The sequence below is a fragment of the Pseudomonas putida W15Oct28 genome (assembly GCF_000708715.2).
Classification (GTDB): Bacteria; Pseudomonadota; Gammaproteobacteria; order Pseudomonadales; family Pseudomonadaceae; genus Aquipseudomonas; species Aquipseudomonas putida_R.
Genome location: NZ_JENB01000057.1, coordinates 1 through 22819 on the forward strand (window position 1 = coordinate 1; position 22819 = coordinate 22819).

The 22819-nt window shown below is 60.9% G+C and carries 21 protein-coding genes; 10 read left to right on the forward strand and 11 right to left on the reverse strand.

Annotated features, from left to right (window positions below):
- Positions 1-245: 245 nt before the first annotated feature.
- From AK81_RS29965 to AK81_RS30545, 4 genes are all read left to right on the forward strand, one after another.
- Complete coding sequence (locus tag AK81_RS29965; protein WP_154100849.1) at positions 246-1136, forward strand: hypothetical protein; 891 nt, start codon at positions 246-248, stop codon at positions 1134-1136.
- Between the two features lie 597 nt (positions 1137-1733).
- Positions 1734-1862, forward strand: a complete 129-nt coding sequence (locus AK81_RS30645; RefSeq protein WP_275452979.1) for a hypothetical protein — start codon at positions 1734-1736, stop codon at positions 1860-1862.
- Complete coding sequence (locus tag AK81_RS25090; protein WP_043203578.1) at positions 1855-2082, forward strand: hypothetical protein; 228 nt, start codon at positions 1855-1857, stop codon at positions 2080-2082. The genes AK81_RS30645 and AK81_RS25090 overlap by 8 nt, the downstream gene beginning before the upstream one ends.
- 645 nt (positions 2083-2727) lie before the next feature.
- A complete protein-coding gene (locus AK81_RS30545; protein ID WP_241496116.1) occupies positions 2728-2928 on the forward strand; it encodes a hypothetical protein in 201 nt (66 codons plus the stop codon).
- Between the two features lie 571 nt (positions 2929-3499).
- Here AK81_RS30545 and AK81_RS25100 read toward each other — a convergent pair.
- The 4 genes from AK81_RS25100 to AK81_RS25115 form a co-directional block, all read right to left on the reverse strand.
- Positions 3500-5944 (reverse strand): TonB-dependent siderophore receptor, encoded by a 2445-nt coding sequence (locus AK81_RS25100; protein ID WP_043203579.1) that lies wholly within the window; start codon positions 5942-5944, stop codon positions 3500-3502.
- 125 nt (positions 5945-6069) lie between these two features.
- Positions 6070-7026, reverse strand: a complete 957-nt coding sequence (locus AK81_RS25105; protein ID WP_043203581.1) for a FecR domain-containing protein — start codon at positions 7024-7026, stop codon at positions 6070-6072.
- Complete coding sequence (locus tag AK81_RS25110) at positions 7023-7529, reverse strand: sigma-70 family RNA polymerase sigma factor (RefSeq protein WP_043203582.1); 507 nt, start codon at positions 7527-7529, stop codon at positions 7023-7025. Before AK81_RS25110 ends, AK81_RS25105 begins: the two co-directional genes overlap by 4 nt.
- A gap of 81 nt (positions 7530-7610) precedes the next feature.
- Positions 7611-8687: a helix-turn-helix transcriptional regulator gene (locus AK81_RS25115; RefSeq protein WP_043203584.1), complete on the reverse strand. Its 1077-nt coding sequence runs from the start codon at positions 8685-8687 to the stop codon at positions 7611-7613.
- A 131-nt stretch (positions 8688-8818) separates the two neighbouring features.
- Between AK81_RS25115 and AK81_RS25120 the strand changes: the two genes are divergently transcribed.
- From AK81_RS25120 to AK81_RS25130, 3 genes are all read left to right on the forward strand, one after another.
- Entirely contained in the window at positions 8819-9187 is a 369-nt protein-coding gene (locus tag AK81_RS25120) for a hypothetical protein (protein ID WP_043203586.1), read from the forward strand.
- 46 nt (positions 9188-9233) lie between these two features.
- Positions 9234-9782: a hypothetical protein gene (locus AK81_RS25125; RefSeq protein ID WP_016501562.1), complete on the forward strand. Its 549-nt coding sequence runs from the start codon at positions 9234-9236 to the stop codon at positions 9780-9782.
- A 146-nt stretch (positions 9783-9928) separates the two neighbouring features.
- Positions 9929-10858 carry a malate dehydrogenase gene (locus AK81_RS25130; RefSeq protein ID WP_043203590.1) on the forward strand — a complete coding sequence of 310 codons (930 nt, stop codon included), beginning with the start codon at positions 9929-9931 and terminating at the stop codon, positions 10856-10858.
- Positions 10859-10919: 61 nt separating this feature from the next.
- Here AK81_RS25130 and AK81_RS25135 read toward each other — a convergent pair whose 3' ends face one another.
- A complete protein-coding gene (locus tag AK81_RS25135) occupies positions 10920-11231 on the reverse strand; it encodes a helix-turn-helix domain-containing protein (RefSeq protein ID WP_043203591.1) in 312 nt (103 codons plus the stop codon).
- 1 nt (position 11232) lies between these two features.
- On the reverse strand, positions 11233-11529 hold the full coding sequence (locus AK81_RS25140; protein ID WP_043203593.1) for a DNA-binding protein: 297 nt from the start codon (positions 11527-11529) through the stop codon (positions 11233-11235).
- A gap of 450 nt (positions 11530-11979) precedes the next feature.
- Between AK81_RS25140 and AK81_RS25145 the strand changes: the two genes are divergently transcribed.
- From AK81_RS25145 to AK81_RS25155, 3 genes are all read left to right on the forward strand, one after another.
- Positions 11980-12516, forward strand: coding sequence for a sigma-70 family RNA polymerase sigma factor (locus AK81_RS25145; protein WP_043203596.1), 537 nt, complete (start codon positions 11980-11982; stop codon positions 12514-12516).
- Entirely contained in the window at positions 12513-13478 is a 966-nt protein-coding gene (locus AK81_RS25150) for a FecR domain-containing protein (RefSeq protein WP_050491948.1), read from the forward strand. Before AK81_RS25145 ends, AK81_RS25150 begins: the two co-directional genes overlap by 4 nt.
- 91 nt (positions 13479-13569) lie before the next feature.
- Positions 13570-16002 carry a TonB-dependent siderophore receptor gene (locus AK81_RS25155; RefSeq protein WP_043203598.1) on the forward strand — a complete coding sequence of 811 codons (2433 nt, stop codon included), beginning with the start codon at positions 13570-13572 and terminating at the stop codon, positions 16000-16002.
- 93 nt (positions 16003-16095) lie between these two features.
- Here AK81_RS25155 and AK81_RS25160 read toward each other — a convergent pair whose 3' ends face one another.
- The 5 genes from AK81_RS25160 to glyA form a co-directional block, all read right to left on the reverse strand.
- Positions 16096-18525 (reverse strand): TonB-dependent siderophore receptor, encoded by a 2430-nt coding sequence (locus AK81_RS25160; protein ID WP_043203600.1) that lies wholly within the window; start codon positions 18523-18525, stop codon positions 16096-16098.
- 78 nt (positions 18526-18603) lie between these two features.
- Positions 18604-19572, reverse strand: a complete 969-nt coding sequence (locus AK81_RS25165; protein WP_043203601.1) for a FecR domain-containing protein — start codon at positions 19570-19572, stop codon at positions 18604-18606.
- The gene (locus AK81_RS25170) at positions 19565-20104 is read right to left on the reverse strand and encodes a sigma-70 family RNA polymerase sigma factor (protein WP_050491949.1); all 540 of its coding nucleotides are present in this window, start codon (positions 20102-20104) and stop codon (positions 19565-19567) included. The genes AK81_RS25165 and AK81_RS25170 overlap by 8 nt, the downstream gene beginning before the upstream one ends.
- A 102-nt stretch (positions 20105-20206) precedes the next feature.
- Complete coding sequence (locus tag AK81_RS25175; RefSeq protein ID WP_043203603.1) at positions 20207-21163, reverse strand: arsenic resistance protein; 957 nt, start codon at positions 21161-21163, stop codon at positions 20207-20209.
- A gap of 232 nt (positions 21164-21395) precedes the next feature.
- Positions 21396-22649, reverse strand: a complete 1254-nt coding sequence (gene glyA / locus AK81_RS25180) for a serine hydroxymethyltransferase (RefSeq protein ID WP_043203605.1) — start codon at positions 22647-22649, stop codon at positions 21396-21398.
- Positions 22650-22819 lie beyond the last annotated feature (170 nt).

Below are 22819 nucleotides of genomic sequence, written 5' to 3' on the forward strand. Positions count from 1 at the left end.
GCCCGCTAACGCGATGGCGCGATGGCGCGGGTTTCCGACCCCGTGTGGAAGGAAACGACACAGGCCCCCAGTGAGTTGACAAATTCCCCCCGTGCCACGGGGCTTGGTGCCATTGATGTCTTCCAAAGCTCTACTTCTAAGTGGACAATTGGCTTCTGATAGGCATGAACGCATAGCGGGACTATGAGGGTCTAGCAGTTCAAGTGCCAAGATGATCGCCACACCAACAACAGGGAATCTGCTTAATGGCTCAACTCACCACTACCGCAAGATTTGAATGCCCGGAGTGCAAGAAGTCCGCTTCCGTGACCGTCGATGTGCCTGAAGTCGACTGGTGCGTAGAGCCTCTATCCGACTCGCTATCAGAGGATGACACTGACATTGAATGCAATGAATGTGGCGCCCCATTCAGCGTTCATGTGCAGAATTCCCCGGCAGGTTGCTTTGTAGAGCTCGATGAATACCCTCACGTCGAAGTGCATGCTGACGAAGCACCATTTTCAGCTGATGGCCCTGGTGAGGATGATTGGTTAAACGACTACACACCTCCAAACCCGTTCGATGTATTCGAGTCCAACCAGCATCACCTGGGAGATGTGCTTGCTGAATACGGAATTGGCGGGACAGGAGTGCTGAAGCGATCTGCGTCAATAATCAATAGGATGGTTTTTGCTGAGACAATCAGCGCTATGGAAGCCTACCTTGGGGATACGCTTCTGAGAGCGGTGTTGAAAGACTCCTCGGCGATGCAGCGCCTGGTTGCCGAAGATAAAGAGCTTTCAGCAGAAAAAATTTCTCTAAATGATATTCTGGAAAATCCGAAAATAGTTGAAGAACGGGTTCAAACCTACCTGCGTGGACTGCTGTACCACAATCTAGCCAAAATTGAGGTCATTTTCAGTATCGCGCTTCAAATAGAGATTTTCCCCGACAAGGATCTCAAGCGTCGCCTGCACAAAACGATAGTGCTTCGCCACGATGTGGTACACCGCAATGGAAGGGACAAAGAAGGTAATCAGCAATATTTCTCTACTGAGCGGGTCGAAGAAACTATGGATGATGTGAAGGCTTTTGTTACGCATGTCGAAAACTCTGTTGACGCGCTTGGCCAACGGGTACCTCCTCAAACTAAATAGCCAAAATGAAGCGGTGGCTCGTATCCTGTATTCTTGCTCGCATAAATTACCCCTTCGCCTCGCTATACTGCGCCTCGCTTAACATGGGGCAGATCAGTCTCTCTTTAGCACAGCTCAGGTAGAATTTGGTTTAGGGATACGTTTGGGGATACGTAGCCCTATCAGTTTTCACGGATTCCATATATTACGTGGTCTGCAGGTGTAGTGTTTGGTTCCTGTCTCCGCAACAGACCCAGTTGGCCTTTTCCAGGCTGCTTAGCTTCAGCTCGCCCTTTGGCTGGCTTTTGCCTACAGTCTTTCGCGACCATTCGTACACCGCACAATCTTGCATTAGAATCCCCGCAGCGATACCGTACTCCAGTCGCGGCCAATTCCGCGACCGGGTTTGGCGACCCGAACGAAAAGGCGCATCGGCGCCCCCGACCACGATTGCAGGCGCTTTTTTTGCGTCCGCAGTTTCGTGTAATGGCGGCTGTGCGTGGGAGACCTTCGGGTCTGCCGAGTTCCTTTTCCTCGGTTCGCCAACCTGCGTACAGCTGCCACCCTAATCGTTTGGCGACGGTTAGCGTGGTGCTTCAATCGAAAAGGACCGCATGCATGCTCATCTCAAGTCTGTTCAGGATCCTCGCATTCGTTCTCCACCGTCGTTCCTCGACGGTCCCCAGCTACTTCACCCTCAGCAAACCCAGCATCGTCTCCGCCCAATCGGAGGTGCGCCATGACTGACCAAGAACGCCTGTCCAACATTCAAAGCTACGCCTGGACGCTCGAACTGCTAGGCGAGGCCCTAGTCCAGCATGACGAAATGCTGGAGTGCGAACACAACCCGCAACTGAGCTTTCGCAACACGGCCGGGATCCATCAGGCGATTCGGATCATCAGCCGGTTGGCCAGTGAGCAGTGTGGGAAGGTGATGGAGCGAAACGGCCATGAGCTGGAGGGTTAGGCGAGGTTGTTTATGAGGGGTGGGCCAGATATCTGGGATGCAGATGGCCCCCTCTGTTGAAGGCCGCTGGTAGGTTATGCCTGCCAGGTCGGGGTATGGGGCTGCTGCGCAGCCCATCGCAGGCAAGCCAGCTCCTACACGGACCGCATAAGTCCTGGAATGTGTGCGTTACCCCTGGCGAGCGATTTCCTACGAAACGCGCAGTCCTCTCATACCCTCGAAAACTTGCGAAAACAGCCACCCAGGAATAAAGTCCCTCAGTCGCCGAAGCATCGGCGACGCGACCTTGGCCGGTCGGAATCGAAAGGCGCATCAGCGCCCAGTCTTCATCGCAGGCGCTTTTTTGTGCCCGCGATGTCGTGTTATGGCGGTGGTGCGCGGGACACCTTCGGGTGTGCCGGGCTCCTTTCGTCCCGGTCGGCCAACCCGCGTACTGCTGCCACCTTAACTTGCTTGGCCGCGAGCGGTGGCAGTTCCATCACGAAAGGAACTCATGCATGACCACCGTAAATCCGTTACAGACCCTCGCATCCGTTCACCTCCGTCGTTCCTCGACGGCCCTAAGATATTTCACAGTCAGCCAATCCCGCTTCGTCTCCGTCCAATCGGAGGTGCGTCATGACTGACTAAGAACGCCTATCCACCATCCAAAGCTACGCCTGGACCCTCGAATTGCTAGGCGAGGCCCTGGTCCAGCACGACGAAATGCTGGAGTGTGAACACAACCCGCAGTTGAGCTTTCGCAACACGGCTGGGATCCATCAGGCGATCCGGATTATCAGCCGGTTGGCCAGTGAGCAGTGTGGGAGGGTGTTGGCGCAGGATGATGAGGATCCAGCCGGTTAGCCGGGGCGGCGGGATGAGAGCGGTGCAGCCTCGCGAATATGTGTGTTTCGGCTGAAATCTTGGGGCCGCGTTGCGGCCCTTTCGCGACACAAGGCCGCTCCTACAAGTACTGCATAAGCCTGAAGCCTGGGCGGTCCCTGTGGGAGCGGGCATGCCCGCGAAGAACCCAGCGCGTTGGATGGCACCGGCTTCGCCGGTGTTCGCGGCTAAAGCCACTCCCACAAGTACTGCATAAGCCTGAAGCCTGGGTGGTCCCTGTGTGGGCATGCCCGCGAAGAACCCAGCGCGGTGGATGGCACCGGCTTCGCCGGTGTTCGCGGCTGAAGCCGCTCCCACATGTACTGCATAAGCCTGAAGCCTGGGCGGTTCCTGTGGGAGCGGGTTCACCCGCGAAGAACCCAGCTTGGTGGATGGCACCGGCGAAGCCGGTGTTCGCGGGCGCGCCCGCTCCCACAGTGATCGCGCAAACTCTTGGATTTTGAACAAGACAGTTGCTCTCACCAGTGCCCGTGTTTGGGCCTGGAAAAACTGCAGGGTCGTAGGCCACAATTTTTCCAGGCCGGCGATAGCCTCAGAAGTCCCAGCGGGTAGTAAACATGACGTTGCGTGGTTCGCCGTAAATGGCCGAGTTATAGAACCCGACGTTGGTGTAGTAATACTTGTCGAAGATGTTGTTCAGGTTCACCGTCGCCGACAGGTTCGGGGTGATCTGGTAGCCGGTCATCAGGTCCACCACCCAGTAGGATTCCTGGACAACGTCCTCGTTTCTTCCCTTGGGGCTGTTCCAGATTTGCTGCCAGGCCTTGTTCTGCCAACGCGCACCGCCGCCGATGGAGAGCTTGTCCAGGTCGCCGGTGAGCTTGTAGATGGTGTAGAAGCTCAGTTGGTCTTCAGGCTCGAAGGTGGACAGCTTCACGTCGTTGCTGTCGCGCACCACCTTGTGGGTGTAGCCGCCCTGCACCTGCCAGCCGGGGGCCAGTTCGCCGGACACTTCCAGCTCGTAGCCCTTGGTGGTGGCCTTGCTGCCCTTGAACGCGTAGTTGGGTGGGGTAGGGGACTGGTTGTTGAAGGCATCGTCGGGCACCGAGCGGTTGGTTTCCTTGACTTCGAAGTAGGCCAGGCTGGCGTTCAGGCGGCCGTCGAAGAACTCGCCCTTGATGCCGACTTCGTAGTTTTCGCCTTCATCCGGCTCGATCAGTTTGTTGTCGCGGTCGCGGTTGTAGTTTTCCTGGGGCATGAACACGTCGGTGTAGCTGGCGTAGACCGAGAAGTTCTCGTTCAGGTCGTAGATGGCGCCGGCGTAGGGAATGAAGCGCCCGGACTCGGTGTAGGTCGGGGTCAGGCCGGTCAGGCTGTAGTTGACCACGCGGCCGCCCAGCAGCACTTTCAGGTCGTCGGTGACGTTCAGGCGGGTGGTGAGGTACACGCCGGTCTGGCGGATGACGTCGTCGGTGTACTGCGACACCGGGCCCCAGTCGGGCTTGGGCAGGTTGCCGTGCCAGTTGTTGTAGTCCACGCGGTTGGGTACCGAGAAGGTTTCGTCCCAGTAGCCCTTGCCCTTCCAGTGGGCCTTGCTGATCGAGCCGCCCAGCACCAGGTCGTGCTCGCGGCCCAGCATGCTGAACGGGCCGCTCACGTACAGGTCGGCGGAGTCGCTGGTGGTGTCGCCCTTGTAGCGCTGCGCGTTGATTTCGGCGCTGCCGTCAGTCTGCGGCTGGTCGAACTGGATGGCGCCCATCTGGGCGTCGTAGCCGTTGTACTTGTGGTCCAGTTGCAGCTTGGTCACCCAGCCGTCGCCCAGCTCGTGCTCCAGGGTGGCGAACACGGTGCGGGTGTATTGCTGCCAGCTGCTCCAGTCGGTCGAGTTGCTGAACGAGCGCTTGGCGTCGTTGCGCTCGCCCTTGGAATTGAGCAGCGGGAAGCTGCCGGACCAGGTGGAGCCCTTGGGGTCGTTGTCCTGGTAGTCGGCGCCCACGGTCAGCAGGGTGTCGGGGGACAGGTCGAACTCGAGGATGCCGTAAAACACCGAGCTCTGGCTGGAGTAGCGGTCGATGAACGAGTGCCTGTCCTGGTAGGCAGCCACGGCCCGGCCGCGTACGTTGCCGGTTTCGGTCAGCGGGCCACTCACGTCCAGTTCGCTGCGGTAGTTATCCCAGGAGCCCGCGCCCAGGGTGACGTGGCCGTGGAAGTCGGCGGTAGGCTTTTTGCGCACCAGGTTGATGGTGCCGCCCAGCGAGCCTGCGCCGCTGAGCAGGCCGGATGCGCCCTTGAGCACTTCGATGCGGTCGTATATCGCCATGTCGCTCAGGGTGTTGCCCGCCGAGTAGGCGACGTTGCGCACGGCGGAGGGGATGCCGTCGTACTGGAAGTTGTTGATCGAGAAGCCGCGCGAATAGTAGTTGGTGCGGTCGGTGTCGTAGGCCGACACGGTGATGCCCGGGGTGTGGCGCATTACGGCGTCGACACTGTTAAGGGCAAAGTCATCCATGTGCTGGCGGGTGACCACGCTGATCGACTGCGGGGTTTCCCTGGGGGTCAGTACCATTCGGGTGGCCGTGGCGATGGTGCCGGGCGTGTAAGAGCCTGTGCCCTCGGTAACGGTGCCCAGCTGGTTGCTGACGATGTTGGTTGCACTCAACTCCATGGCACCACCGGTATCGGCAGCCGCCTCCAGCGTGTAGTTGCCACCGCTGTTGAGTGCCCTAAGGCCGGTGCCGGACAGCAGCAGGGCCAGGCCATCTTCAACGGAATAGCTGCCGTTCAGCCCGGCGCTGCGCTTGCCGGCGGTGAGCTGGGCATCGGCCGAAAGCAGGATGCCGGCCTCGCTCGCGAAGCGGTTCAGCGCCTGGTCCAGGCCGCCGGCGGGGATGGCGTAGGTGTGTGATTGCTCGCTTGCGCCGGCCGGTGTTGCGGCCAGCGCAAGCAGCAGGGGCCCGCCGCAGAGCAAGCCGGCAAACAGGGCGTGACGAACCGCATGGCTCAATCGCGAACGGGAGGGTGTGGGCAGATACGGCATTCTGAATGTTCCTCTTGAGAATGCTTCTTGGTTGAATTCAAGAGGTATCCCGAACGAGTCGGCAAAACCGACAATGGGCAGCAGTAATTTTTTTCATTCAGAGCGGCCGGTGCCTGCGACGCCTGTTACGCGGGGCTGATCGTGGTCCAGAAGCGTGTCAGCCTGTGCACTTTTACCGGTAGCGACTGCTCAAGTGCCGTCAGTACGCGGTCGGTGTCTGCCAAGGGGAAAACGCCCGTTAGCGGCAGTGCGGCGACGGCCGGGTCGCAGCGCAGCCTGCCGGGGCGATGGCGCGCCAGTTCTGCGATGAACTGCCCCAGCGGCATGCGCTCGGCGATCAGCCGGCCATCGTGCCAGGCGATGGCGTTGAGGTTGGCTGGCGCGATGTCACCGAACCGGGTTGCGGAAAACCAGCAGCCTTGTCCGGCTTGCAGGCGTTTGGCCCGCGCCTGACGCGGTCGCAGTTCCAGTTCGCCCTCGAACAGGTCGACCTGAATGTCATCGTCACGTTGGTACACGCAAAACCGCGTGCCCAGCGCCTGGATTTCCCCGGCTGCGGCGTCCACGATCAAGGGACGTTGCGCCGGGTCATGGCCGCTGTCGAGCAGCAACTCCCCGGCTAGCAGGCGAATGCGCCGCTCGCTGGCGTTGAAAAGGATATCCACCGCGCTACCGCTGTTAAGGCTTAGCCGGCTGCCATCGGCCAGCGTGCGTTGCAAGCGTTCGCCGGTGCCGCTGCGCAGGTCTGCCATGGCCTCGCGCCAGGGCAGCTGTGACTGCATCAGATAGCTGCCCCCGCCGGCCAACAGCAGTGTGCCGAGCAGCTTGAGCGTCTGGCGGCGGCGCGCATCCGGCTGCTCACGCAGCACGGCCAGCGCAGTGTCCGCTGGCACGCCGCTCAGGGTGCTTTGCAGATGCTCCAGGCGTTGCCACGCCCGATCATGTTCGGGGTTTTCAGCGCGCCATTGCGCGAAGCGACGCTGTTGTTCCTGGTCCAGTTCGCCGCTCCAGCGCAGCATCAGCCAATGGCTGGCCTGCTCGACGATGGCTGCGGCGATGGGCGCTTCGCTGGCGGTTTTCATTCGGCGTACAGCACCTGATAGCAGGCGGTGATGGCCCGCAGCATGTACTTTTGCACCGAGCTGACGCTGACTTCGAGACGTTCAGCAATCTGGGGGTAGGTCAGCCCTTCGAACTGCGACAGCAAGAACGCCTCGCGCACCTTCGCCGGCATGCTGTCGAGCATGGCGTCGATCTGCATCAGGGTTTCGATCACGATGGCGCGGGTTTCCAGCGACGGGCTTTCTGGCTCGGGCAGGGCGGCGAGGCTTTCCAGGTAAGCCTGTTTGATGCGTTGCCGGCGCCATTGGTCGATGACCAGGTTGCGGGCTATCTGGGCCAGGAACCGGCGCCCATCGCTCTGCTCCGGCAGGCGCCGTGTTACCAGCAGGCGCAGGAACGTGTCCTGGGCAATGTCCGCCGCCCGCTCACGATCACCCAGGCGCTGACGCAGCCAGCCTTGCAGCCAGCCGTGGTGGTCGCGATAAAGGCTATCGAGGGGTTGCAACGGGGCGTCAGTGGGCACTTTCCTGTTTCCATGGATTAGGTGCAGATAGGAATCAGTTGCAATTGTAGGGCGAGGAAGGTGGTTTTGGAACCGTGTTGTTCAGTGTTCGTAGGTCTTTAACGCGAGGGTAAGCATTTCATGGATGTGCGCCCTCAAGGCAAGCGGCTCTAGCACCTCGATATCGGCAGCATTGGCCATCAGAAACAACCGTAGCCCCTGGGTATCGCGAACCTTGCAGGCCAGCAGCCATTTGTCGCCGTCCGGCAGCAGCTTCTGGTTTTTATGCAGCGGGTTTTCAGCAAGGCGGTTGTACAGGTTCTCGCTAAGGCGAAGGCGCGTTTTCTTCGCGGGGGAGTGGATGCTCACCAAGTCTCTCTGGGCTTCGTCTGCGTGAATATCGTAACCCTCCGGGTCCGCGATTGTCCGCTTGCCCGGTTCTACCTTGGTCATCCTGTGCAGCATCAGCGCGCACAGTGTGTTGGGCCCGTTGCTGCTGTACTTGCCTCGTGGCACGTCGGGGTCGGGTGCTTTGCCCAGCCACTGTTCTTCAGTGACATAGGCAGAGAGGTAAATATTGGAATCCTGGTGTGACAAACCCAGTGGCTTCAGCTGGTAGACACACTCGACACCGTCGGTATTACGCGGGCGATACCAGACCTCGAGGGCTCTGTTTTCGAGGATAGCCGTCTGTATCAACTGAAGGTGTCGTGCTTTGTACTTGCCCGGCTGCAGTTGGGTGAACCGCGTTCCCGAAGTAATACGCTTGGTGAAGTTCAGTTTGCGCTCAGCGCCGTCCTGCATCACCAGTTCCGCATAGTCGCGCAAGCCCTTCAACTCATCGGTGGCTGATTGCAGGCCGAATCGCTCGGCGTGCTGGAAAACCGCCCAGAGTGACATGGCGTCTGTAGGTGAAAGCACCAGCGAATGGCTTCGGCCCACCGCAAACCAGACCAACTTTCGTTTGTCTGCCGGGTCCGTTAGCGACTTCACGTAGTCCAGCTCTTCAAGCACCTTCAAATCCCTGATGGTGGTTTTTTCGTGCTGGTCGTCACTGTCATCCCCATGGCGCCGAACCCACGCAACCATCCTCGCGTGCACGTCGGCGGTGGAGAGTGGCTCACCCGCTGCGTGAAGAATTTGGCGCAAATAGTCGCGGCGATGGGCACGATTGATCATTTTGTTTGAATCCGGACAGAAACTGTCCCTATTGGAGTTCAATATGGCCCTCGTTGGCAAGGCAACTACCTTGACCACGGTATTCCCGCGCCCTGCGTCGAGGGTGCAGCAGCGATAAAGAGGGCATCGCGATGAGCGACATCGAGAAGGTGAAAGCACTGATTGTTCAATACGCAGCCGACGGCATCAGTGCTCCGGACCTGTTCCTGCGGCTAATGCCACAGGGCGCCCATCTGGCGGGAATCGAAGTTCAGATGACCCTGTTCGCACTACAGGAGGAGGGCCGCCTTTACGGGGAGGAGGTAGACGGCCAATGGTGGTACACGAGCATTGACCCTAACGACCCTGCCAGCGCAGCGCCGGAATACAGCCCGCAGTTTGCGGAGCACATCATTGCGGCGTCCTGTGGACCGTTTCAAGAAATCGACGCAGACGATCTGATCAAACAACTGGATGACATGATCGCTCAAGCGCGACGTGGTCAAACCGATACCCAGTAAGCGCCTGTCACCGGGCAACTGTCAGCCAACCAAGGAAGTACACACTATGGTCAGCACTGATGTGACCTCTGCCATTATCAACGCCAAGCCTGGCATCCAGAAATACCTGGCCCTGATGGACCAAGTGGAGACGGTGGACGTTTCGACCGACGCAGTGTTCCAGCGCATGTACAACGGGTTTTATCGCGTCCAGCGGCGTGAGCGGTCCTGGTATGGCGCCTACTACCAGTTGATGCAGCAAATGAAGGGCGCGCAGCCTACGTTTGGCGACGTGCTCGATCATATGTACGAAGCCACCGGCCGTTATGAGCCTTCGTTCTCCAGCAAGCTGGTTGCGACGTTGAACCCTGGCAAACCGGTCTGGGATATTCATGTGTTGCGCAACATCAACCAGAAGGCGCCGGCCTACTATTCGCGTAAAAAAATCGAGGACGCCAAGGGCTGCTACGCGAAGATGGAAGACTGGTACCAGGCCTTCCTCGCATCCAGCCAGGGTGCCAGCTGGATTGACCAGTTCAACCAGCTGACCCCAGAGCACAACAAGCTGACCGACCTGAAGAAAGTGGATTTCATTCTCTGGCAGATGCGCGGTTAAAGGTTCGTTTAGCCCCGGCAAGTCAGCTTTAGCGTCCACTCAGTCGCCGGTCATCAGCCTTTGGGTAGCCTTTTCGCCTCGACGGGCAATACTTCTCTGTATATGCAGGCGTGTTCCTGGTGGCACGCGCCGCTGGGAGGTGTCAGGTGAACAAACTTTCAATCGTGGGCGCCGGCTTGGTCGGCGAGGCGGCGGCGCAGATCATCGCCCGGGACGAGTTGTGCCGTGAGCTGGTGCTGATGGATGTGCAGGGTGAGCTGGCGCAAGGCAAGGCGCTGGACGTGTGGCAGGCAGCCGTGGAATCCGGCTCCGATACCCGGGTTTACGGCGGGGCCAAAGCCGACATGCTGGAGGGCTCCGAGCTGGTGGTGATTACCGCAGGCGTGCCGCGCAAGCCCGGCCAGTCGCGCCAGGACGTACTGAGCATCAACCTGCCAATCATCGACAGCATCATGGCCGACATCAAACAGCATGCGCCGGCAGCGACGGTGCTGGTGGTGTCCAACCCGGTCGACGTGCTCACCTACCGCGCCTGGAGCGTCAGTGGCCTTGGCCGCGACAAGGTGTTCGGGCAGGCGGGGGTGCTGGATACCGCGCGCATGAAGTGTTTCATCGCCGAGCAAACCGGGTTTTCTGCCCGGGATATCACGGCGCTGGTGCTGGGCGGGCATGGCGACAGCATGGTGCCGCTGATGCGTTACTGCCAGATCGGCTCGGTGCCGCTGTCGCACTTCCTGTCCAGTGAACAGATCGAGCAGATCGTCGAGCGCACGCGCAAGGGTGGCGGCGAGATTCTGGGCTTGAAAAAGCTGGGCAGCGCCTGCGATGCGCCGGGCGTGGCCATTGCGCAGATGGTGGATGCCATCGCCAATGGGCGAAACCGCATCTTGCCGGCAGTGGCGATTCTGGAGGGTGAATACGGGCGCACGGACATTGCCATGGGCGTGCCCTGTGTACTGGCAGAAGCAGGCCTCACGCGGGTGATCGAGTTGCCGCTGGATGCGCAGGAGCAGGCAATGTTCGACCATTCTGCGGACCAGGTGGCGCGGGATATTGCCGAGATGCAGGCGCTTTGAGCGAACGGGATGGCTTAATCGCCGACTCTAAGGTCGGCGATAAGGCCAGTGGAAACTGCGGTCAGATCTTGGCCAGTTCCTGTGATAGCTCAGGGTGCTTGAGGATCAGCCGCAAAAGGCACAGCACACCACCCGGAGGCACGAAGCGGCCCTGTTCCCAATCCCGCAGGGTCGCCACTGGCGTTGCGATGCGCTCGGCAAAAGACGCCTGGGTCAGGCCGCAGCGCTCGCGGGCCTGGCGTACCAGAATCTGCTCTGGAGTTGTAACTCGTCCGGCACCCGCCTTTGCTTCTTTGAGTGCCTGGCGCAGGTCGGGTAGCGGTTCACCTGCATCGGCCTCGATGGCCTTGGCAATGCTTTCAATATCACGCATTTCATACCACCTTGCTGATTTCGGCAGGGCTCATGTTGCTGCGCTCCGCCTTGGTATACACGGTTAGCAACAGCACAATTTCATCTTCGTGCAGGTTGAAGTAAATCACTCGAGTGCCGCTGGATTTACCGCAGCCAGAGCGGTTCCAACGTACTTTTCTCGCGCCATCCGCGCCGGGTATGACATCTCCTGCGAGCGGATTGATCGCAATCCAGCCGATGAAAGCTAAGCGTTCTTCTTCAGACCACAACCTGGCTGCAGCTCTCTGAAACGTGGGCGTCTCGATTACTGTGTGCATATGAATGTACGGGATTCCCTTATATCATGCAACGCTAGCCACGGATGCTCAAACCGCAGGTTTCGACCTCTATACCTGCTCCCTGAAGCTCGTTGAGCGTGTGCTGAATACGCTCGTCTGCATCATTCTCCAGTCCACGTGGCAGGGCGGCTTTACTCGCTGATTTTCTGGGTATTTCCACGGAGTCGTGAGCACAGATTTCTTCCCGGACCCTAGTGTGACTTTGCGCATTCTGATGTCGAAAACGCTCCTCTTCAGCTTGGGGGCAATTGACTCTCTCGTAATGGGAAGTTGCCGGTCATAAAGGTTCCGTAACCCCAGAACGCTCGGCTTTAACTGTCACTCTGTGTTTCTTGCCGATCTGGCAGCGTGATTAACCACCCAATTGCCCGGCGCCATTCATCCAAGCTACCATTGCTAATAATTCCTATTAGCATAATGGCGTCCCCCATGAATGCCCCGCCCAGCACCCCAGCCCCTGGTTTCGAACTGGAGCAACTCTACCGTTCCCACCACGGCTGGATCCGACAGTGGCTGCAGCGCAAGCTGGGCAATGCCCACGATGCGGCGGAGTTGGCGCAGGATGTGTTCGTGCGGCTGCTGACCAAACCACGTGCCTTCAATGACCAGGAGCACGCCCGTGCTTACCTGGGGCGCATGTCGCGCAATGCGTGTGTGGACTTCTGGCGGCGGCGGCGGGTGGAGCAGGCTTACCTGGAAGTGCTGGCAGCCCAGCCCGAGCAACTGGCGCCTTCGCTGGAGCACCAGGCGGTCATCCTTGAAACCCTTGGGCAACTGCAGGCCATGTTCGAGCGCATGCCCAAGCGGGTGGCCGAGGCGTTTTCCATGGCGCAGTTGCAGGGCATGAAGCAGCGCGAAATCGCCGAGCAGTTGGGCGTGAGCGAGCGCACCGTGAACAGTTACCTGGCGCAGGCAATGTACCAATGCCTGCTGCTGGAAGCCGAACTGGATGACTCGCTGGCATGAGCCGGGTGCCACTTGACCATGCCGTGCTGCAGGCGGCTGCGGGATGGTTCGCGCGGTTGCACGCGGCGCAGCATGACGCCGCAACCCAAGCACAATGGCATGCCTGGCTAAGTGAGGATGCGCGCCATCGCCTGGCCTGGTCCTACGTAGAAAACATCAACCAGCGCTTCGGCAACCTCGATGGCCAGGCAGAGCAGGCGCGGCAGGTATTCGACAGCGTTCGCCGTGGCCAGCAGTCGCGCCGGGCCGTGCTTGGCAGCCTCTGTGTGGCAGGTACTGCGGGGCTGTTGGGGTGGGGCGGCTGGCAGCGCGGTTGGGTGGACTCACCGCGTGCCTGGTTCGCCACCTACCGCACCGGCCTGGGCGAAGTGCGACCGCTCACGTTGGCCGATGGCAGCCAGCTGTGGCTGAACGGTGGGACGGCGCTGGATGTGCAGTTCGATCAAGGCGTACGGCAATTGCGCCTGTACCGCGGCGAAATCCTGATTGAAACCGGCAAAGACCCTCGGCCCTTTACCGTCGTCACGCGGGCAGGGCGCATGCAACCGCTTGGCACACGGTTCAGCGTTCGGGATCAGGGGCTGGCAACTTCCTTGAGCGTGTTTGAAGGCGCCGTGCAAGCAACCTGTTCCGGCAGTGGTGTGCAAACCACCCTGGGCGCCGGGCAAATGGTGGTGTTCGACGCACAGCAGGCTGGCGCGTCGACGGTTGCACAAGCCCTGCGCCAGGACTGGAGCCGCGGTGTGCTGGTGGCCGAAGACATGCCATTGGGCCAGGTAATCGACGTTCTGCGCGACTACCGCCATGGCCACCTGGGCATGGACCCTGCGCTGGGCAACTTGCGTGCAGTGGGTACCTTCTCGTTGCTGGAAACGGACCGCACCTTGGCCATGCTCGAGCGTGCGTTACCCATTCGGGTGGTGCGCACCTTGCCTTGGTGGGTCTCCATCGAGGCCCGCTGAAAAATTATCAAAATTCTTTTTCTGGTTTTGCGACGCTCATGCGCTTGGTGGGATGACGCTACTTCATCCTGCTGACGGAAGGACCCCTTTCATGCTGCTTCGCGACACTGCGTTCTCACGCCATCATCCCCTGGCTCTGGCCATCCTCCTTGCCCTTGGCAGTCATGCTGCTTGCGCCCAGGCCGACAGCAGTGGGGCGGCCCAAGGCGTGGTGTTCGACATCCCGGCCGGGCCGCTGGCACGGCAACTGAACCTGCTGGCCAGCCAGGCCGGGCTGTTGATTGGCGGTGATGCCACGCTCACTGCCAACAAGCAGAGCCAAGGGGTGCACGCCACCAGTGTTGAGCAGGCGCTGGCGCAGATGCTGGCCGGCAGCGGTGTGGAGGCGGTGCGCACGGGCGAGCGGGAATTCCAGCTGGTGCGTCAGGCCGAGGGCGCAGCCGGGGCCGTGACCCTGGGCAGCACCACCATCTCCGGTCAGGGCCTGGGCGACTTGACGGAGGGCACCGGTGCCTACGCAACCGGTCGTTCGTCCACCGCCACCAAGCTGGCGATGAGCCTGCGCGAAACGCCGCAGTCGGTCACCGTGGTTACCCGCCAGCGCATGGATGACCAGAACATGAAAAACCTCGACGACGTCATGCGTAACGCCACCGGCGTCACCATCATCAAGAACGGCAGCGAGCGCTCGTTGTACCAGGCCCGTGGGCAGACGGTCGAAAACCTGCAGATTGACGGTGTGCCGACCAACATCGGCAACCCCTACTCGATGGACACCATTTCCAAGCCCAACACCGACATCTACGACCGCGTCGAAGTGGTGCGGGGCGCCACTGGCCTGATGGAAGGCGCGGGTAACCCGTCGGCCTCCATCAACCTGATCCGCAAGCGGCCCACGGCCGAACGCCAGGCGTTGATCGAAACCTCGGTCGGCTCCTGGGACGACTACAAGACCATGGTCGACCTGTCTGCACCGCTGAACGAAGCCGGCACCCTGCGCGGCCGCTCGGTCATCACGTACAACAATGCCAACAGCTACCTGGACACTGCCCAGAAAGAAAACCAGCTGTTCTACGGCATCATCGAGGCCGACCTGGATGAGTCGACCCTGGCCACCTTCGGGTTTAGCTACCAGAAAGACCGCAACTCCGGCTATGACTGGTCGGGCCTGCCCAGCAAGGAGAGCGGCGCGTTCTACCCGGTTTCGCGCTCTACCTCGCTGACCGGCGACTGGAACCACCTGGACAAGCGCAATACCACCGTGTTTGCCGATATCCAGCACACCTTTGCCAATGGCTGGAAGGGCGTGGTGGCCGTGAACCAGATGTGGGCCAAGTCGGACTTTCTGGGTAACTACACCTACCCGGGCGGTGGCACCGACCTGTTCACCCTCAACCCGCGCCACTTTCACTTCGACGACACCCAGACCAGCATCGACGGCTATTTCACCGGCCCATTCCAGCTGCTGGGCCGCCAGCATGAGCTGATCGTGGGTGGCAACTGGAACAAGGACGACTTCGACTATCACGGCGGCCGCGATGCCACCTACCGCTACATCGTCGACATGAACAACCTGGCAGCGTTTGATCCACCCAGCCCGACCGCGCTCAACGTCAACCAGTGGCAATACAACCGCACCCAGGAGCAGAAGGGCGTGTATGTGGCCAGCCGGTTCAGCCTCACCGACAGCACCACGTTCATCCTCGGCAGCCGCCTGAGCTGGTACAGCCACGATTCGCTGGACGACACCAATGGCGTGCGTGAACCCTCAGACCACAAGCACTTCTCCAAAAGTGGCGAAGTCACCCCTTATGCGGGCCTGGTGCAGGACCTGAACGAAAACTGGTCGGCCTACGCCAGCTACACCGAAATCTTCAAGCCCCAAAGCGCGCAGGACCCGGATGGCACCACGCTCCTGCCGATGACTGGCAGCAACTACGAGATCGGCTTGAAGGGCGAGTTCCTGGACAAACGCCTGCAAACCGCCATCGCGCTGTTCCAGGCCGACCAGACCGGCCGTGCCGAGCGGGTGACCTGTGCGCAGACCTGGGCTTGCTACCGCGCATCCGACAAGGTGCGCAACAGAGGTATCGAGCTGGAACTGACCGGTGAGGTGCTGCCGAACTGGAATGTATCGGCGGGGTACACCTATACCCAGTCCAAGTACATCGGTGGCGAGCAGAAAGGCGACGACTTCAACGGCGCCACGCCACGTCACTTGTTCAAGGTTGCGACCGATTACCGCCTGCCAGGTGCGCTCAACCAGTTGCGTGTGGGTGGCAGCTTCTATGCGCAGAGCACGATGACCCAGACCGAGGTTGGCAAGGACTACAAGATCCAGCAGGACGCCTACCACCTCACCAACCTGCATGCGATCTACGAGATCAACAAGCACCTGGAAGTGCAGTACAACCTGGATAACGTGTTCGACAAGAAGTACTACCAGACCCTGGGCAACCCCAACTACTGGAACTTCTATGGCGAGCCGCGCAACTTCAACCTGGCGTTGCGCGCCCGGTTCTAACCCGCTGACGCGATCCCTGTAGGGGCGGACCGGCAAGGCCGCTCCTACACCGACCGCGTCGGATACCTATAGCCTTGAATAGGGTACTGGCTACTAGAAACTGTAACGGGCAGTCAGTTTCACGTTACGTGGATCACCGTAGATGTCGTACGGGCTCCACCCACCGTTGGCCACGCTGCTGTAGTAGGTGCGGTCGAACAGGTTGTTGACGTTGACCTGCAGGTCTAGCTGCTCGCTGGCCTTGTAGCCTGCCACCAGGCCAACCACCGTGTACGAGCCCTGCTGGTTTTGCCATGCAGTACTACCGGCGCCCCCTGAGGTACGGATGCGGCTCTGTTGGTAGATATCACCGCCAACGCGCCAGCGCTGCAGTTCACCGGGCAGGTTGTAGATTGTGGACAGTTTGAATAGCTGGCGCGGTTTGGCACGGTCGAAGTCTGCGCCTTCGCGGGCCTTGTTGGCGTCGCTGACGTATTTTGTCTGGGTGTAGGTGTAGCCCGCAGCCAGCTGCCAGTTGTCGGTCAGGGCGCCTTGAATTTCCAGGTCGATGCCCTTGCTGCGTACCAGGCCGGCCGCCTCGTAGCAGGCGCTGGCGGCGCCTGAACCGCAACCCTTGTTGTCGGGTAACTCTTGGGCGCGGTTCTTCTGGTCAATTTGAAAAACAGCCAGGCTGGCGTTCAGTGCGCCAGCAAAGTATTCGCCCTTGATGCCCACTTCGTAGTTTTCACCCACCACAGGGTCGAGCACTTTTCTGTCCATGCCCTTGCTGGTCTGCGGCTTGAAAATATCCGTGTAGCTGACATAGACCGAGTGATGGGTGTCCAGGTCGTAGATCAGGCCGGCATAGCGGGTCAGGTTACGCGTGATCTTGTAGTTGCCTTCACTGTTTTCGCTGTCGTCGAATTCATACCAGTCGAGACGGCCGCCGAGAATCAGCGACAGGGGTTCAGTCAGGCGCAGGCGGCTGCTGGCATAAACGCTGTCCTGTGTGGTGGTCTCGGGCAGGCCTTCAGGACCGGTGACGTAATCCGGTTTGGCATGACCACGGGGGTTCCATTCGAAGGGGTTGCTGCCGGTGTCGATGAAAGCGCTCCAGGCCTTGCCAGAACGATAATCCAGCTGGCGCTTGCTGACGCCCACGGTCAGGTCGTGTGTCTGGCCGAGCAACTGGAAGGGGCCGCTGAGTGCCAGGTCGTAGCCTTTTTCCTTCTGCTCCATGGCTTCTGTCCATAGATAGTGGCGATCGTATTCCCATACCGAAGAGGCTAATACATCGGTGTCGGTTTTCGTCTGCATGGCTGCCAGGCGAAGCGACCAGTCGTTGGCGAAGGCATGCTCCAGGGTGGCGAAATAGCCGGTGGTGCGATTGTCCGAATATTCCCAGTCATGGCCCAGGAAGGTGTCGCGCGGCAGCCCGAGGTGCCCGCCGCCTCGGGCCATGGGCAACCCGCCCCAGATATAGTTGGTGTGGTTCTTCTGACGGTAGGCCCCCAGCGTCAGGGTGGTGCTTTCGCTCAGGTCGGCGTCGACCACGCCGTAGAACAGGTCGTGATCACTCTCTACCGAATCACGGAAGCTTTTGGCGTCCTGCCGGGAGACCACGGTGCGGGCACGCAGGGTGCCGTTTTCATTGAGCGGGCCGCCGACATCCAGCGTGCCGGTGTAATCGTCCCAACTACCGGCACTGCCGGTGAGCGTGCCCTGAAATTCACGGGTCGGGCGCTTGCGGACCAGGTTGATTGCACCACCGGGGTTGCCGGCACCTTGGGCCAGCCCGGTGGCCCCGCGTACGATCTCCACCCGGTCATACATCGCCAGGTTGGCTTCCCCACTGGGCAGGTAGGTCAGGAAGCTGGTGGGAAACCCGTCGTACATGATGTTGTCGACGTCAAAGCCGCGGGCGCTGAAAGAAGGCCGCCCAGCGCCACCGGAGTTACTGAGGAAAATCCCCGGCGCACTTTTGACCACATCGCTGATAGTCGTCATGGCCTTGTCGTCCATGCGTTTGCGGGTAACCACGCTGACCGACTGCGGCGTTTCGCGCAGGCTAAGGGGCAGCTTGGTGGCCGTCTGCATCGTGCCGGTGGTGTAGGAGCCGCTGTTCTCGGTAGTTGCCGACAGGCCCTGCCCGGTAATGCTGGTAGCGCCCAGTTCCATGCCTGTGCCCGTTGCCTGCGGTGTCAGCAGGTACAGACCATTGCCTTGTGGTGAAGCTTGCAGGCCTGTGCCCTGCAGCAGTTGGTGCAGGCCGTCTTGCACGCTGGTGGCGGCGTTCAGGCCAGGGCTGCGCAAACCTTCCACCAGCCCCGGTTCGATGGGCAGGGTGATATCCGCCTGGCTGGCGAACTCGGCGAGGACGCTGCTCAGGTTACCGGCGGGTACCTGGAAGGTACGGCTCTGCTGCGCGGCCTGCCCGGCGGCTTGCGCCCCAACTGCCGCCAGGCTGCCACCTGAGATGATCAGGCCCAGTGCAGCAGCATGTACTGCCCGCGCCAATGGTTGCATGCCCTGCGTCGTCGCCATGTGTTCGTCCCCGCCCTGTGAAAGTGATGTGCTTACGGAAGGGACACGCAGCTTCAGGAAAACACGACAAAGTTTTTTCTACGCGTTTGCGCGTGCCGTGAGGGTGACCCAGTACGGCGTCCGGTAGTGGACATCCACCGGCAATGTCTGGCTCAGGGCGTGCAGAACCTGATCGGTGTCGCGCAACTGGAAGGTGCCGGAGATCAGCAGCCCGGCCACGGCCGGATCACACCGCAACAGGCCGGGTCGATAGCGACCCAGCTCGCTGACGAAGTCATCGAGGCGGGTCTTTTCTACCCGCAGCACATGGTTGAGCCAGTCGAGATGCTGCTGGGCCAGCGGCATGGGGGGCTGTGCAACCTGGATGCTGACATGGGTTTGCTGGCCGGCAACCAGGCGCACCAGGCCACCATCACCCTGTGACAACCTCGGCCGCACCTCGACAGCGCCCTCCAGCGCGGCGAGGAACGTGCTGCCTGGGTACTGACGCACCAGCAAACGGCTACCGAGCGGGGTGATTTGCGCTTCGGCGGTATCGACGATGAACGGGCGCCTTGCAGGCTCGCGCAGCACCTCGACCAGCATCTCGCCGGCGATCAGTTGCACGCGGCGAGCAGTGGCGTCGTAGGCGATATCGACGGCGCTGCCGGTGTTCAGACGAATCTGCCCGCCATCCGGCAGAAGCACGGTGCGTAGCTCCCCCGTGGCGGTGCGCGCGTCCGCCCGCCACTCGCGCCACGGCAGCCCTCGGTAGGCTGCGAGGCCAAGCGGGGCGGCGGCGATCAGCAGCGCAAGGGTCTTGAGTACATGCCGGCGCTCCAGGCTGCGCGGTCGCTCCAGCGCCGCCCGTGCAGATTCACCGGCAAGCTGCTGGGCCCGGCTGCTGAAGCGCTCGGCCAGTTGCCAGGCGCGTTCGTGGTCAGCGTGCCGCGCTCGCCACTCGGCGCCGGCGGCATGCTCTGCGGCGCCGGCGCTGCTGTTCTGCAAGCGCACGAACCAGTTGGCCGCTTCACGGGCAATGCGCCGGTCGATAGGCGTATTACTCATGTTGCACACACAGACTGGCGAGCACGATGCATTCCTCGAACGCCCGGGCAAGGTGACGTTGGACGGTGCGTACGCTGAGCTTCAGGCGGCTGGCGATCTCTTCTTGGGTATAACCTTCCAGCTGCGCCATCAGAAACGCCTGCCGGCTTTGGGCTGGCAGCAGCGCAAGTACCTGGTCAACTTCGTCGAGGGCTTCAAGCACCAGCGCCTGATGTTCCAACGACGGTGCCAGTGCTTCCGGTGTTTCCGCCAGCGCGGCCAGATAGGCTTGCTCCAGTGACCGGCGGCGGTAGAAGTTGATGGTCAGGCGATTGGCAATGGTGGCCAGATAGGCGCGTGGCGTCGTGCAGTTCAGCGGTTCGCCAGCGGCACTGCAGAGAAGCCGCACGAACGTGTCCTGGGCTAGGTCCGCGGCATCGGCGGCACTGCCCAAGCGCTTGCGCAACCAGCTCTGCAGCCAGCTGTGGTGGTGGCTGTAGAGCTGATCGATGGCCTGATGCTGGTGGTGGTTTACCGATGAAGTGGATTGCACGGGATAGACTGGATGTTAATGAGAATTCATCGCATTCTATCAGCATAGGTTCGCGCGCGTACAAGCAAAAGGTTCAGCTTTCCCTGAACCTGCCTTAGCTCATCAGCCGCGCACCAATGCGGGGACTACGCGTACATAAACCAGCTCACTCACCAGTTCCACCAGCGTCTGGGTAATGACCGCCGCTGCGGCCAGCCCGCGAATTTCCTCCGGCAATGCCAACGCCAGCGGCAACACCACCAGCGAGTTGCGTGTGGCGGCGCTGAAGGTCACCGAACGTGCTTCGGTGGCCGGCAGGCGCAGCAGCCGCGCCGAGAGTAACCCGAGCGCTGGCGCCAGCAGCGCGAAGCCGATGTACACCGGAATCACCGGCAATAAGCGGTCGAAATCACGCAGCACCACGGCAATCTGCGAAGCGATCACAACCACCAGCACCAAGGCCATCGCCGGTACGGGCAACCACGCCCAGGCGTCATTCCAGGCCGAGACTGTGCGCGAGCGGCGGGCACCTAGGCTGGTGAGCACGGCCAGCAGCATGGGCAGCACGATCAGCAGCACGAAGGCTTCCACGAACGGGGTGATGGAGATCGCTACCTTGTGGCTGTCGCCCAGCATCAGAGCCAGGTAGATCGGCAGCAGTGCCAATTGCATCAGCAATAGCACGGGGGTGGCGGCCAGGGTCAGGCGAGAGTCGCCTTTGCCGATGTGGGTGAACACCACCACGTAATCGATGCAGGGCGTAAGCAGCACCAGCAAGGCACCGACGAGGACCGCCGGGTGTTCGACCAACCCTCGGGTGATCGCCCAGACCAACAGCGGCACAAGAATGAAGTTGGCGAGCAGCAGGGCGCCCATGAAGCGGCGATTGCCCAGGCCTTGGCGCAGGTCGAGGAAAGGGATTTGCAGAAACATCGCGTACATCAGCACGGCGATGGCGGGGGTGACCAGAGCTTCCAGATGACGCGCGCCGTCACTGGCCATCAAGCCGAAGGCAACGGCTGCGAGCACGGCAGCGAAGTAGATCGGGATCTGGTGGGTCTCGAGTTGTTCTCTGGTCAAGGGGCGGCCTGTGTAGGGTGATGAACTGGGAACGCGGCCCTTGTAGGAGCGGCCTTGTGTCGCGAAAGGGGCGCGAAGCGGCCCCAGATTTTTTGCATCATGCCGAGGTCGCTGGGACCGCTTTGCGGTCCTTTCGCGACACAAGGCCGCTCCTACAAAGGTCGGCGGTGTGCCTGAACTAAACGAAAAAGCCCGGCACTGGGCCGGGCTTTTCACTTCAGGCTGGCGCCAATCAGTTGCCGTAAACCGGCAGCTGCTTGCAGATGGCCTTGACCTTCTCACGTACGGCGTCGATCACCGCTTCGTTGTTCAGGTCAGCCAGGATGTCGCAGATCCAGCCGGCCAGCTCTTTGCACTCGGTTTCCTTGAAACCACGGGTGGTAACGGCTGGGGTGCCGAAACGCAGGCCCGAGGTGACGAACGGCGAACGTGGGTCGTTCGGTACCGAGTTTTTGTTGACGGTGATGAAGGCTTTGCCCAGGGCGGCGTCAGCGTCCTTACCGGAGATTTCCTGCTTGATCAGCGACAGCAGGAACAGGTGGTTCTGGGTGCCACCGGACACCACGTCGAAGCCACGCTCGATGAAGACGCTGGCCATGGCCTGGGCGTTTTTCACGACCTGCTGCTGGTAAGTCTTGAACTCAGGCTGCAGGGCTTCTTTGAAGCAGATGGCCTTGGCAGCGATGACGTGCTCCAGCGGGCCGCCTTGGGCGCCTGGGAACACAGCCGAGTTCAGCTTCTTCTCGATGTCGGCGTTGGCACGGGCCAGGATCAGGCCGCCACGTGGCCCGCGCAGGGTCTTGTGCGTGGTGGTGGTGACCACGTCGGCGAACGGAACAGGGTTGGGGTACACGCCAGCGGCAACCAGGCCGGCAACGTGGGCCATGTCGACGAACAGGTAGGCACCGACCTTGTCGGCGATGGCGCGGAAGCGGGCGAAGTCCAGAACCTGCGAGTAGGCCGAGAAGCCGGCAACGATCATCTTCGGCTTGTGCTCGACAGCCAGGCGCTCGACTTCGTCGTAGTCGATCAGGCCGTTGCCGTCGATGCCGTACTGGATGGCGTTGTACAGCTTGCCCGACGAGCTGACGGAAGCACCGTGGGTCAGGTGGCCACCGTGGGCCAGGCTCATGCCCAGGATGGTGTCACCGGCCGACAGCAGGGCCAGGTAGACAGCGGCGTTGGCCTGGGAGCCAGCGTGCGGCTGGACGTTGGCGTAATCGGCGCCGAACAGTTCCTTGGCACGGTCGATGGCCAGTTGCTCGACGATGTCGACGTACTCGCAACCACCGTAGTAACGCTTGCCCGGGTAGCCTTCGGCGTACTTGTTGGTCAGGACCGAGCCCTGAGCTTCCATGACTGCCGGGCTGGTGTAGTTTTCCGAAGCGATCAGCTCGATATGCTCTTCCTGGCGCAGGGCTTCTTGCTGCATGGCTTCGAAGAGCTCGGCGTCGTACTTGGCAATGGTCAAATCACGGCTGAACATGGCGGTCCTCAAGGATCGGGGTAGTTTGGGGGGGCATTCTAACCGATTGATTCGCGGCTGGCATATGAAGTGGCATCAAGTCGCGGACCAATGGGGCTCATGTTGCATCCCGCGCCGTGTCTGGGCTGGGCGGGCATGCGAGTTGACTTTCAGGTCCGGTTTTCCTGGCG